The sequence below is a fragment of the Streptomyces albus subsp. albus genome, assembly GCF_000719865.1.
Classification (GTDB): domain Bacteria; phylum Actinomycetota; class Actinomycetes; order Streptomycetales; family Streptomycetaceae; genus Streptomyces; species Streptomyces albus_E.
The window spans coordinates 478,531-490,152 of record NZ_JOID01000001.1 but is presented as its reverse complement, the minus strand read 5'-3'; the positions used below and the strand labels follow the sequence as shown (position 1 = coordinate 490,152).

At 73.8% G+C, this 11,622-nt stretch carries 12 protein-coding genes; 4 read left to right on the top strand and 8 right to left on the bottom strand.

Going from position 1 to position 11,622, the window contains the following annotated elements; genetic code table 11:
* Window positions 1-127: 127 nt before the first annotated feature.
* The 6 genes from IF83_RS0102170 to gvpO are packed head-to-tail and all read right to left on the bottom strand — an operon-like array spanning window position 128 to window position 3,709.
* Window positions 128-1,270, bottom strand: a complete 1,143-nt coding sequence (locus IF83_RS0102170; RefSeq protein WP_051722377.1) for an SRPBCC family protein — start codon at window positions 1,268-1,270, stop codon at window positions 128-130.
* The gene (locus IF83_RS32880; RefSeq protein ID WP_244176752.1) at window positions 1,263-1,898 is read right to left on the bottom strand and encodes a DNA primase; all 636 of its coding nucleotides are present in this window, start codon (window positions 1,896-1,898) and stop codon (window positions 1,263-1,265) included. Before IF83_RS32880 ends, IF83_RS0102170 begins: the two co-directional genes overlap by 8 nt.
* Before the next feature lie 7 nt (window positions 1,899-1,905).
* Window positions 1,906-2,181 (bottom strand): gas vesicle protein GvpG, encoded by a 276-nt coding sequence (locus IF83_RS0102160; protein ID WP_030542273.1) that lies wholly within the window; start codon window positions 2,179-2,181, stop codon window positions 1,906-1,908.
* The gene (locus tag IF83_RS0102155; RefSeq protein WP_030542272.1) at window positions 2,181-2,915 is read right to left on the bottom strand and encodes a GvpL/GvpF family gas vesicle protein; all 735 of its coding nucleotides are present in this window, start codon (window positions 2,913-2,915) and stop codon (window positions 2,181-2,183) included. Before IF83_RS0102155 ends, IF83_RS0102160 begins: the two co-directional genes overlap by 1 nt.
* Window positions 2,912-3,349 carry a gas vesicle structural protein GvpA gene (locus IF83_RS0102150; RefSeq protein WP_030542271.1) on the bottom strand — a complete coding sequence of 146 codons (438 nt, stop codon included), beginning with the start codon at window positions 3,347-3,349 and terminating at the stop codon, window positions 2,912-2,914. Before IF83_RS0102150 ends, IF83_RS0102155 begins: the two co-directional genes overlap by 4 nt.
* Window positions 3,350-3,397: 48 nt before the next feature.
* A complete protein-coding gene (gene gvpO / locus IF83_RS0102145) occupies window positions 3,398-3,709 on the bottom strand; it encodes a gas vesicle protein GvpO (protein WP_078843067.1) in 312 nt (103 codons plus the stop codon).
* A gap of 308 nt (window positions 3,710-4,017) precedes the next feature.
* Between gvpO and IF83_RS0102140 the strand changes: the two genes are divergently transcribed.
* On the top strand, window positions 4,018-4,233 hold the full coding sequence (locus IF83_RS0102140; RefSeq protein WP_030542269.1) for a hypothetical protein: 216 nt from the start codon (window positions 4,018-4,020) through the stop codon (window positions 4,231-4,233).
* Window positions 4,234-4,524: 291 nt separating this feature from the next.
* On the opposite strand, the gene IF83_RS0102135 is transcribed toward IF83_RS0102140, so the two are convergent.
* Window positions 4,525-5,655 (bottom strand): phosphatase PAP2 family protein, encoded by a 1,131-nt coding sequence (locus IF83_RS0102135; RefSeq protein ID WP_030542268.1) that lies wholly within the window; start codon window positions 5,653-5,655, stop codon window positions 4,525-4,527.
* 619 nt (window positions 5,656-6,274) lie between these two features.
* Between IF83_RS0102135 and IF83_RS0102130 the strand changes: the two genes are divergently transcribed.
* Window positions 6,275-8,092, top strand: a complete 1,818-nt coding sequence (locus IF83_RS0102130) for an MFS transporter (protein WP_078843065.1) — start codon at window positions 6,275-6,277, stop codon at window positions 8,090-8,092.
* Window positions 8,093-8,213: 121 nt separating this feature from the next.
* Window positions 8,214-9,404: an acyl-CoA dehydrogenase family protein gene (locus IF83_RS0102125; protein ID WP_030542266.1), complete on the top strand. Its 1,191-nt coding sequence runs from the start codon at window positions 8,214-8,216 to the stop codon at window positions 9,402-9,404.
* Between the two features lie 60 nt (window positions 9,405-9,464).
* On the opposite strand, the gene IF83_RS0102120 is transcribed toward IF83_RS0102125, so the two are convergent.
* Window positions 9,465-9,899 (bottom strand): cell division protein SepF, encoded by a 435-nt coding sequence (locus IF83_RS0102120; RefSeq protein ID WP_030542265.1) that lies wholly within the window; start codon window positions 9,897-9,899, stop codon window positions 9,465-9,467.
* A gap of 331 nt (window positions 9,900-10,230) precedes the next feature.
* Here IF83_RS0102120 and IF83_RS0102115 point away from each other — a divergent pair, with 331 nt between their 5' ends.
* The gene (locus IF83_RS0102115) at window positions 10,231-11,535 is read left to right on the top strand and encodes a DUF5685 family protein (RefSeq protein WP_030542264.1); all 1,305 of its coding nucleotides are present in this window, start codon (window positions 10,231-10,233) and stop codon (window positions 11,533-11,535) included.
* Window positions 11,536-11,622: the final 87 nt, after the last annotated feature.

Below are 11,622 nucleotides of genomic sequence, written 5' to 3'. Positions count from 1 at the left end.
CCGCGCCGGGAAGCGCCGGTCCGGCCGGGCCGCTGTGGTGTCCGGACGCGGGCCCCGGTGTTGTCCGTACGGCCCGGCGGCCGTGTGCGGCCGCGGGGCCGTACGCCGGGACGGGGACGGAGCGGGGTCAGCGGCGGGTGCCGGCGGGCTCGGGCTCCTCGTCCTCCGCGTACTCCGGGTCCTCCTCGTCCCCTTCGTACTCGGCGTCCTCCTCGGCGTCCTCGTCCTCAGGGAGCTCGTCCTCGTCGTGGGCGTCCTCGGGGAGTTCCTCCTCCTCGTAGGCGTCCTCGGGGTTCTCCTCGTCCTCCGCGGAGCCCTCGTGCTCCCCGGCGGGCGCCTCCTCGTCCGCGCCGGACGGCTCGCCGTCCTCCACGGGCTCGCCGTCCTCCTCGTAGGCGTCCTCCGGGAGTTCCTCGTCCTCCCGCTCCGCCTCCACGACCTCCTCGTGGCTGCGGACGGCTTCCCCGTCGCGGATCTCGCCGCGCCATTCGCCGGTCGCCTCGCCGCGCATCATCACGAACCGGCGGAAGTTCTTGAGGTCCAGGCGGGCCCGGCGGCCCTGGGCGCGCCAGATGTTGCCGGTCTTCTCGAACAGGCCCTTCGGGTAGTACTCGAGGACCATCAGGATCCGGGTGAGGCTGTGGTCCAGCGCGTGGAAGGTCACCACACCCTTGAGGGTTCCCTTGGCCCCCTCGGAGGTCCAGGCGATCCGCTCGTCGGGTATCTGCTCGGTGGTGCTGGCCTTCCAGCTGCGGGAGGACCAGAAGATCTTCGCTCGCCAGTTCGATGTGGTCTCGTCGGCGGACTCCACGCCCTGCACGCCCTTGGCGAAGGTGGAGAACTCCTGGTACTGGGTCCACTGGTTGTACGCCTCGCGCAGCGGGACCCCGACGTCGATGTCCTCGCTGATGGTGACGTACTTGCCCTTGCCGCCACCGCCCTTGCGCTTGCCGCCCATGCTCGTGAAGGCCTCCTTGACCTTGTCCTTCAGGCCGGCGGCGCCGATCTCCACGGCCGAGCGCACGGGACCCTTGCCCTCGGCGAACTTCCTGCCGCTCTCGCCGGCCAGCTTGACCAGTCCGGAACCTCCGGTGGCGCGGCCCTCGGCCACGTCGGTGAGGCGGGCCGTCGCGCCGCCGAGCCTCTCCCCGGCGGACACCAGCAGCCGCTGGGCCTGGGCCGCCGCGAAGGCGGACGCCTCCTGCTTCAGGCGGTCGAGGGCCGGGTTCTCCTTGAGGGACGACACGGGGCCGCCGGCGTTCTCAGCCACGGTCGTCACCCCCCGCGGAGCGCCGCCGGGCGGTGGTCTTCTTCGCGGCCGCGCCGGCCTTGCCCGCCGAGGAGGCGGCCTTGCTCGCCGGACGCCGGGCGCCGGAGGCCGGGGCCTTCTTCGCGGGCCGGGCGGGCTTGCGGGCCGGGCGTTTCCCCTGCTCCGCGCCGCCGTCCTGCCCGTCACCGCTCTTCCGGGTACCGCCGCGCTCCGCCTCCGGCTCGCCGGCGTCCCGCGCCTCGTCCTCGTCCCGGTCATCGGCGGAGTCGTCCGCCGGGCCGCCGGACACCTTGCCGCCGACCGCGCCGAGCTTGTCCTGCACGCCGAGGGTGCGGTCGTGCAGGCGGTCGGAGAGGGAGTCGAGCCGGCGGGTGACCACCGCGGTCGCCGCGGCCTTGCCCACGCCCTGCAGGTCGTTGCGGAGCTGGTCCCGCACCTCGGCGAGCTGCGGGTTGTTTCTGAGCTGTTCGGTCAGCAGCCCGGTGAGCTGCTGGGGGTTGAGATTCAGCCGTTTGCCGAGCACCATGCCGCCGACGCCGAGGGCGAGTTTCGCCTTCTTCGTACGTCCCAGCAGATAGCCCGCGCCCACGGCCAGCGTCATGGCCAGCCGGTTGTTCATCGCGCTCATCTCCTCGTCATCGGGGCGGCGGGGGAGGCCCGCCGCCCGGCGCCGCTCCCCGGCGGCGCTGTACCTCTTCGAGCCGGTCCAGCAGCTCGTCCTCGCGGCGGTCGAACTCCGCCTCGTCGATCAGGCCGTTGTCGAGCTGCTCCGCGAGGGCGCTCAGTTCCCGCTGGACGGCCGAGGGGTCGTAGTACTGCCGCTCCGCCTCCGCCACCACCTGCCGCAGGACCCAGCCGGTTCCCCGGACCGGGGCCAGCGGCAGGAGGAGGAGGTCGCCGAGCAGTCCCATCAGGCGTGCGCCGGGACGGCCCGTACGAAGCTGTACGGCGGCAGCGGGCCGGTCACCTGGATGTCCAGGTGGGGGTGGTCCCGCCGGAGTTCCTCGACGGACTCCATGAAGTCCGCGGCTTCGTCGCGCCGCAGCAGGAAGGACTGATTGACCAGCCAGCCGGAGGACTCGGGGCCCGGGCTCTGCTGCTCGGCGGCGGATGCCAGCGCCGCCTCGACGGCCTTGCCGTCCTGGGCCTCGCGGGCCCGCACGGCGCCCGCGACCAGCTCGCCGAGGCGCAGCCGGTCCTCGTGCGAGCCGCCGCCGGAGGCGCGGTTGGACTCCGTCAGGGCCCGGATCTCCGGGTCCTCGGTGACCACCAGCCGGAGCACGTCCTCCTCGCGGTGCACCGCCTTGACGTTGTACTCGACCCGGCCGTCCAGCTCGGTGAGCTGGGCCCGGTAGTGCTCGGCGTGCTCGCCGAGCACGGCCAGGACGGCGTCGTCGTCCGCGGAGAGGCTGCCGAACCGCAGCGGCAGCACGGCGCCGTCGGCACCGGCCTCCGCCAGGACGTGCTGGTGGGCCAGCAGGTCGCGGCGCTTGGGCCGGAGCTGCTCGGGACAGTCGCTGACGACCGCGGCCAGACCGCCCGCGCGGAGGATCCGCACCGGGTGCGGCGGTTCGCCGACGCCGGTGAGGGTGTCGGGGAGGTCCGGGCGGTCGCCGTCCATGATGCCGTAGACGTAGGTGCTCACTCGGTCTCCTCCTTCCTGCGGGTGGTGGTGCGGCGCGGCTTGCGGGCCGGCTCGGCCTCGCGGTCGCCGGACGCGCGGTCCTGGCCCTGCTTGAAGGCTTCGGACAGCGTCTCGGCGGCGCCGGACAGGGCGCCCTTGGACTTGCCCTTGGCCCCGGACTCGGTCATCTGGCCGACGAGGTCGGGCAGGCCCGGGTCCTTGCGCGGGCCGGATTCCAGATCGAGGCGGTTGCAGGCCTCGGCGAAGCGCAGGTAGGTGTCGACGCTCGCGACGACCACCCGTACGTCGATCTTGAGGATCTCGATGCCGACGAGGGAGACGCGCACGAAGGCGTCGATCACCAGCCCGCGGTCGAGTATGAGTTCCAGGACGTCGTAGAGGCCGCTGCTGCCGCCGCCCGAACCGCCCTGCTGTTGTGCCGGTACAACGGTCATACCGGGATCACGTCCCTTCGTGCCAGTGGTGTGTGGTGCGCGGTGGTGTCAGCGGCGGTCCGCCCGGCCGCGCTCGTAGCGCCGGGTGCGCCGGTAACCCGTGAGCTGCCCGTCCTGGTCGGTGCTGACCTCGTAGGACGCCATCAGGCTCATCGTCTCGGGCACCCGCGGGAGTTCGATGACCTCGATCTCGATCAGCCAGCCCTCACCGGTGCGTTCGAAACGGGTCACCGTCTCCGCCCGCAGGCCGGTCAGCTCGGCGAGCTGAGCACCCGCGGTGCGCAGGACGTCCAGGGCCGCTTGGCTGCCGCTGCGGCTGTCCGCCGCGCTCTTGTCACTGTTCTCGGATTTGTCTGCCATGGCTCTCCTCGGGCAGCGCATACCTCGTCCGGCCTCCCGCAAACGGCAATGTGGAGAGCAGGAGGGAATACCCGTGCGATGACCGGTGAGGCCGAATACCGGGCGGAATTCCGGGCAGCCGGGAGAAGTTGTGGCGCGGAAAACCCCGGGGGCTTTGCCGGGCGGACGGGAGCGCTCCGGCGGCCGGCACCGGCCCCGGTGCTCACGATGCGTCATCCTGTGACAGAACGGTGACGGTTCGGGGATGGGCCGGCGGCCGGTTCTGTGCAGGCCGGGGGCGTGGGGCCCGGAGGCGTACGGTGGCTGTCATGAGCGACTCACCGAACCCCCCCAATCCGGCGGACGACGACTGCGACGCCTATGTGGGCCTCGGCACGGCGGAGGCGGAGGAGCGGGCCCGGCAGCACGGCTGGACCACCGTGCGGACGCTGCCGCCGGACGCCATCATCACCATGGAGTACGTGGTCGGGCGTATCAACTTCGCGGTGAAGGACGGTGAGGTGGTCCGCTGCTGGAAGGGGTGAACCGCCCCTGGCGCGACGGCGGCGGCGAGGGCGGCGGGCCGGGAGCGGCGCCGGACGCATCGGGCCGTCGTGGTCAGGAACTCCCGGCTTTCCCGGGGGCGGCACGGGATGTTGCGGCCCGATACGGGCAACTTCGGTACGGAAAGCCCCGATAGGGGTGAGGCGGGCGGGTCCGGCATGACGGCCGCCGGCCGCGCGGCACGGCAGGACGAAGGCCCGGCACTCGGCCGAGTGCCGGGCCTTCGCCACGTGCGGTGCGGGACGGCGTGTGCGCGGCGCCCCCGCCGGCGCTCAGCCGGAGGTGTGCCCGCGGCGCCCCGCGGGTGCCACGGGCGCGGGGCGCGGCGTCCGTTCGGCGGGCGGCTGCGGGCGCCGGCTGCCGGTCGGGGTGACCGGGGTCCGTTCCGAGCGGGTGAGGTGAGGGCGCGCCGCGTGGTACGGCCGGGGCTGCTCGGCGTTCCGCCCGGGGGCGGGGGAGCGGCCGAGGGTACCGGCCGGCACCGGCTCTCGCGCCGGAGCGGGCGCGGAAGGTGCGGGCGGTGCGGGCGGGGCCGGTTCGCGGGCGGGCCGCTCCGGTTCACCGGCTCCGGCGGCGCGTCCGGAGGGGGCCGTGGCGGGAGAGGTCCCGGCTGTCACCGCGACCGGCGGGAGGGGCGGTATGGGGAACGGGAGCGGGGCGAGGCCCCGGCCTTCCTTCAGCCGGTCGCGGGAGTCGAGCAGCCAGGCGTTGGCCGCGGCGATCAACGGCTCGCACCAGGGCAGCGCCAGGAGCACCAGCAGGCCGGCGATCCAGCCCAGCAGGACGTCGCTCACCCAGTGGGTGCCCAGATAGACGGTGGTCGCCCCGACGCCGAGCGCGAAGCCGGCCGCCACCACCGACAGCACCCGGCGGGCCCGCGGCGTGGTCGCCAGATAGGCCAGGATGCCCCAGGTCACCACGGCGTTGGCGGTGTGACCGGAGGGGAATATGTCGCCGCCGGCGAACATCTCGTCCGCCCCGACGGTCGTGGCGTAGTGCGGCCCCAGCCGCCCCAGGCCGTACTTCACCGCGCCGACCGTGCTGTTGAGCAGCAGCAGGGCCGCGCCGAGCGCCAGCAGCGGGCGCAGCGTCCGCTGTCTCCAGGAGCGCCAGCCCAGCCAGGCCGCGACCAGCACGGCGGTCGGCCCGCGCTGTCCGAGCACCACGAAGTAGTCGAGTGCGGCGTGCAGCTCCGGCCACTGCTTGTACGGCCGGAACAGCATGACCTGCCAGTCGAGCAGAATCAGACGGTCACTCACGAATACGGCCAGCACGACGGCCGCGTAACACCCGACGGCCGAGCCGAACAGCACCTTGCGTGTTCGGCTCATCCGCGGGACATCGCGGTTGCTCGCTCGCTCGGGCTCCTGTTCGAGCCGGGCGAGGATTCGGTCGGTACGCACTCAACGGACGTTACAGGGGGTGAGCGCCCGAACCGTCGCTACGGGCGGGTTCGTGATGACGATGTGATGTGGACTTGCTCTCATTGAGAAGTTTATTCGTGGCGTTCCCTCAAAAGCATTACCGCCCCCGAGGAATTAGCGAGAGGCCGTTAATCCGAGCATCTTTCAGCGGGCGCGAAAAGTTCACCTGGAAGTGGTCCGGGCTTTCCCGCCGGTCCGGATCCGCCCTTCTTCCGGTGCGGCGGCGGGAAACGCCGGACGGCCCGGCGGCGGCCATGACCTGCGCTTCCGCGGCCGCCCGGGAGCATCGGGCGGCCCGGGCGGGCCGATGGGCGGGGGCAGCGGGGTGAGACCCCCGCGGCCGCGGTTCCGGACGGCCGCCCTCCGCCGTGGCGCGGAATTCGGCCTTCCGGGAGCCGGCGCGCCCCGCCCCCGTGCTTCCGGCCCGGCGGCCCGGACTGCGCGGCATGTCGTATTGACAAAAGTGAGCCCGGACACATGGCCCCCTACAGGGCTCGCGTACCCTGTCGTCTCACTCACTTCTCGATGCCGGGCCCGCCCGGGCCGGGACCGTCCGCCCGGAGCCCGCCGAGAGCGAGAGCAACACGCGGAGGTGCGCATGTCCGGAACGACCAAGGCCCGCGGACGACGGGCGGCGGACGTTCCCCGGCATCCCCGGCCCGCCGGGGGCGGCGGCCGCTGGTCCGTCCTGGTGGTGCTCTGCGTCAGCCTGCTGCTCGTCGCCCTCGACGCCACCGTCCTCCACGTCGCCGTGCCGGCCGTCACGGAGGACCTGCGCCCCGGCGCGGTGGAACTGCTCTGGATCGTCGACGCCTACCCGCTGGTCGCCGCCTCGCTGCTGATCCTCTTCGGCACCCTCGGCGACCGGATCGGCCGCCGCCGGGTCCTGCTGCTGGGCTACGGCATCTTCGGCCTGGCCTCGGCCGTCGCCGCGACCGCGGACGACCCGCACGTCCTGATCGCGGGCCGCGCCCTGCTCGGCGTCGGCGGCGCCATGATCATGCCCGCCACGCTGTCGATCCTGCGCCAGGTTTTCCCCGACCGCCGGGAACGGGCCCTGGCCATCGGTATCTGGAGCGCGGTCGCGGCCGTCGGGGCGGCCGTCGGCCCCCTGCTCGGCGGACTGCTGCTGGAGCACTTCTGGTGGGGCTCCGTCTTCCTGATCAACATCCCGCTGATGGCCGTCTGCCTCCCGGTCGGCCGCTGGATCCTCCCCGAGTCCACCGGCGACGGCAGAGGGCCCTGGGACGTGCTGGGCGCCCTCATGGCGGCCTTCGGGCTGGCGGGCACCGTCCTCGGCGTGAAGCGGCTCGGCGGCGGCGGGGACCCGCTCCATCCGCTGACCGTCGTCCCGCTGCTGGCGGGCGTGCTGCTGATCCTGCTCTTCGTGCGCCGGCAGCGGCGGCGTGAGCACCCGCTCATCGATCTGCGGATGTTCTCCCGACCGGCCTTCGGCACCTCCGTCGGCTGCATCGTGCTGGCGATGCTCGCGCTCGTCGGCCTCCAGCTCATCGCCACCCAGTACCTCCAGCTCGTCCTGGGGTTCAGCCCGCTGCAGACCGGGCTGCGGATGGTGCCGCTGACCTGCGCAGCCATGGCCGCCGGGCTGCTGGGCTCCCGGATGCTCCAGCGGCTGGGCCCGCGCACCATGGTGGCGGCCGGGTTCCTGCTGACCGCTGCGGCCGTCTGCTCGCTGACCGCCATGGGCGAGCACGACCGGCCCGCCCTGCTCATCACCGGCTTCCTGCTGCTCGGCTTCGGCCTGGAGACCACGCTCTTCGGCGCGTACGAGTCGATGCTCAGCGAGGCGCCCGCCGAGCAGGCCGGCGGCGCCGCGGCCATCGGCGAGACCTCCTACCAGCTCGGCGCGGGCATCGGCATCGCCCTGCTCGGCACCGTCATGAACGCCGTCTACGCCCCTGGGGTCACCCGGCTCCCCGGAGTCCCGGCCGCGGCGGAGCGGGCCGCCGGGCACTCGCTGGGCGAGGCGCAGGAGGTGGCGCGCGGACTCGGCGGCCCGGCGGCGGACGTGCTGCGCACAGCGGCCCGGGAGGCGTTCGTCCGGGGGCTGCACGTCACGCTGGCGGTCAGCGCCGTCCTGCTGCTGCTGGGCGCCGTTGCCGCGCTGCGGCTGCCGCGCCGGATGGAGTGCGCCCGGCCGGGCGGGGAGAACCCCGGCGGTGGCGCGGGCGGTGCCGGGGGCGGCTCGACGGACGGGCCTGCTGACGGCTCCGCGGATGGTTCCGCCTCCGGTGGGGCCGCGGCCGGCGCCGGGCGCGGCGGCGGTGCCGGACGCGACCCCCGGGCCGGCGCGCCCGCCGGCGGAGCCCGGGGCGGGGGCCCGGACGGTGCCGCTCCGGCCGCCGGGCGGGCACCGGGCCGCCGGGACCGGGCGGGGGCGAGCGCCGTCCGCTGAGCCGCCCCCGGTGTGGCACGGAGTGCCGCACACGGGTCTGGACAGGGCGGATGTCCCCGCCGTAGCGTCGATCGATCACCCGGGCCGGGCCGGGAGCCGCAGCCGTATGGAGGCCGAGAACATGTCCGCAGCCGCAGCGCCGTCGTTCGACCCGCAGGACCCGCTGGGCATCGACGATCTGCTGAGCGACGAGGAGCGCGCGGTGCGCGACACCGTGCGCCGGTGGGCCGCCGACCGGGTGCTCCCGGAGATCGCGGACTGGTACGAGCGCGGCGAGCTGCCCGTCGTCCGCGAACTCGCCCGGGAGCTCGGGGCGCTGGGGGCGCTCGGCATGTCCCTGGAGGGCTACGGCTGCGCGGGAGCGAGCGCCGTGCAGTACGGCCTCGCCTGCCTCGAACTGGAGGCCGCCGACTCGGGTATCCGCTCCCTGGTGTCCGTCCAGGGATCGCTGGCGATGTACGCCATCCACCGCTTCGGCTCCGAGGAGCAGAAGCGGGAGTGGCTGCCGCGCATGGCGGCCGGCGAGGTCATCGGCTGCTTCGGGCTCACCGAACCGGACGTCGGCTCCGACCCGGCGGCCATGCGGACCCGGGCCAAGCGGGAGGCCGGCGGCGACTGGGTGCTCGACGGCCGCAAGATGTGGATCACCAACGGCTCGGTGGCCGGGGTCGCCGTGGTCTGGGCGCGGACCGACGAGGGCGTCCGCGGCTTCGTCGTCCCCACGGACACCCCCGGCTTCTCCGCGCCCGAGATCAAGCACAAGTGGTCGCTGCGTGCCTCCGTCACCAGCGAACTCGTCCTGGACGGCGTCCGGCTGCCGGCCGGCGCGGCGCTGCCGGGGGCCACCGGGCTGAAGGGCCCGCTCAGCTGCCTCAACCACGCCCGGTACGGCATCGTGTGGGGCGCGATGGGCGCCGCCCGCTCGTCCTTCGAGTCGGCGCTCGGCTACGCGAGGACCCGCGAGCAGTTCGGCCGGCCCATCGGCGGCTTCCAGCTCACCCAGGCCAAGCTGGCCGACATGGCCGTCGAACTCCACAAGGGCGTGCTGCTCGCCCACCACCTGGGGCGCCGTATGGACGCCGGGCGGCTGCGCCCGGAGCAGGTCAGCTTCGGCAAGCTCAACAACGTGCGGGAGGCGATCGAGATCTGCCGTACGTCCCGGACGATCCTGGGCGCCAACGGCATCTCCCTGGAGTACCCGGTGATGCGGCACGCCACGAATCTGGAGTCGGTGCTCACCTACGAGGGCACCGTCGAGATGCACCAGCTGGTGCTGGGCAAGGCGCTCACCGGGATCGACGCCTTCCGGTGACCCGGTTCGCCGCGGGGCCCGGCCCGGTGACCCGGACCGGGCCCCGGGGCGGCGCCCTGCTCAGCTCTGGTTGAAGAAGCCGTCCGCCGCCCGGCCGGCCGCCTCGCCGGGCATGATCCGGTAGTCGGCCGGCGTGAGCAGGAAGACCCGGGTGGCGACGCGCTCGATGCTGCCGCGCAGGCCGAAGATGAGCCCCGCGGCGAAATCGACCACCCGTTTGGCGTCGTCGGGCTCCATGGTCGTAAGGTTCACGATCACCGGGATGCCCTCCCGGAACAGCTCACCGATGGCGCGCGCGTCACGGAAGCCGGTCGGGGTGATCGTGGCGATCCGGCGCCCCTGGTCCTGGGCCACCTCGTCGGCCACCTGGACCCGCGGGTCGGTCACCCAGGCGTCCGCGTCCTGGGGATCCTCGGCATAGTCGTCGTCGTAGTAGCGCTCGTCGCTGTCATCGACGAGACCCAGCCATGCACTCGCCTTGCGCACCGATCCCATGGACGCCTCCTCTCTACCCGCGGTCGCTGCCGTCCGCCCTCCTATGGTCGTCCATGATGCGGATGATGCGCCAAACGGATAGCCCCCGCACGCGCTTTTCGTGACGGTACTGGTGCAGAACGCTAAAAAGGGCATCAGTTTTTCACGGTGACATGCCTGGTGACAGCCCGTCGGCCGGATCGGCGCACCGCGGACGGAAGTCTCCGGATCCATCCGGGTGAACAGGGCGTCCATAGGATGAAACGATCGCAAGTGATCGCACCGCATCGCGCCGCCGCCCGGCCGCCGCACCGGCCCGCCGGAGCGGGCCGGCAGCAGTACGGGGGTAAACGTGTTCGGAATCGTCAGGCCCTGCCCGCACCGGCTGTCGGGGGACCTGCGCGCGCAGTGGACGGCCCACCTCTGCGGACTCTGTCTCGCGCTCCGCGAGGACCACGGGCAGTTCGCCCGGGTCGTCACCAACTACGACGGGCTGATCGTGTCCGCGCTGACCGAGGCGCAGTCGGAGCGGCCGGAAAACGGGCGGCGCACCGCCGGTCCGTGCCCGCTGCGCGGCCTGCGCACCGCCTCCGTCGCCCGCGGGCAGGGCGCGCGACTGGCCGCGGCCGTCTCCCTGGTGCTGGCCTCGGCCCGGTTGCGGGACCACGTCGCCGACCGGGACGGCCTGCTGGCCCGGCGGCCGGCGGCCGCGGTGGCGCGCCGGCTGGCCGCCTCCTGGGACCGGGCCGGCGCACGGACGGGCGCGGACCTCGGCTTCCCCACGGACGTCCTGGTCCGGGCCGTGGAGCGGCAGCCGGAGGTCGAGGCGGCGGCCGGCCCCGGGACGCCGCTGCGGGCGGTCACCGAGCCCACCGAGACGGCCACCGCGGCGGCGTTCGCCCACACGGCCGTCCTCGCCGGGCGGGAGGAGAACGCCGCTCCGCTGGCGGAGGCGGGCCGGCTCTTCGGGCGGCTCGCGCACCTGCTCGACGCGGTCGAGGACCGGGACGCGGACACCGCCGCCGGTGCGTGGAACCCGCTGACGGCCACGGGTACGGACCTGGCCGCGGCGCGCCGGGAGTGCGATGAGGCGGTGCACGGGGTCCGGCGGGCGCTGCGGAAGGCCGAGTTCACGGACGGCGCGCTGACGCACCGGCTGCTGGCCCACGAACTGGCGCGCTCCGTCGACCGGGCCTTCGGCAGCACGGCCTGCGCGCATCCGCCGGGGGGCGGGAATCCGTACGGGGAGGCGCACGGGAATGCGTACGGGAATCCGTATGCGGCGGGCCCGAAGGGCGGAGAGCCGGCGCCGTCCGGCGGGGCGCACGGCGCGCACGGAGGACCGGGTGGGCCGTCCCCGTACGGCGGCGGGGCGGGTGGCGGCTTCGGCGGATACGGGGGAGCGGGAGGACCCGGGGGTCCCGGGGGGCCGGGCGGCGGTCCGGGTGGTTCGTGGCAGCCGGGGCCGCGGCACCCCCGCAAGCGCGGGCTGATCGCCGGCTGCGCGGTCTGGACGGGCCTCTTCTGCACCTGCCAGGTGTGCTGCCGGAAGAACTACGACGATCCCTGGCGGCATCACAAGAAGCGCGAGGGCTGGTGCCGCAAGTGTGACGGCGACTGCTGCGACTGCTGCGAGTGCTGTTCCTGTGACTGCTGATTGGCCGTGAACGAACGGTGGCGTGATCTCTACCGCCCGGTGTCATCCGAGGGTCGATTTTCGGACACCGCTTTCCGTCCGTGATGT

Coding starts and splice junctions, on each gene's coding strand:
- IF83_RS32880 (WP_244176752.1), bottom strand. CDS start 1,898: ATGAGCGCGATGAACAACCGGCTGGCCATGACGCTGGCCGTGGGCGCG.
- IF83_RS0102160 (WP_030542273.1), bottom strand. CDS start 2,181: ATGGGACTGCTCGGCGACCTCCTCCTCCTGCCGCTGGCCCCGGTCCGG.
- IF83_RS0102150 (WP_030542271.1), bottom strand. CDS start 3,349: ATGACCGTTGTACCGGCACAACAGCAGGGCGGTTCGGGCGGCGGCAGC.
- gvpO (WP_078843067.1), bottom strand. CDS start 3,709: ATGGCAGACAAATCCGAGAACAGTGACAAGAGCGCGGCGGACAGCCGC.
- IF83_RS0102140 (WP_030542269.1), top strand. CDS start 4,018: ATGAGCGACTCACCGAACCCCCCCAATCCGGCGGACGACGACTGCGAC.
- IF83_RS0102130 (WP_078843065.1), top strand. CDS start 6,275: ATGTCCGGAACGACCAAGGCCCGCGGACGACGGGCGGCGGACGTTCCC.
- IF83_RS0102125 (WP_030542266.1), top strand. CDS start 8,214: ATGTCCGCAGCCGCAGCGCCGTCGTTCGACCCGCAGGACCCGCTGGGC.
- IF83_RS0102120 (WP_030542265.1), bottom strand. CDS start 9,899: ATGGGATCGGTGCGCAAGGCGAGTGCATGGCTGGGTCTCGTCGATGAC.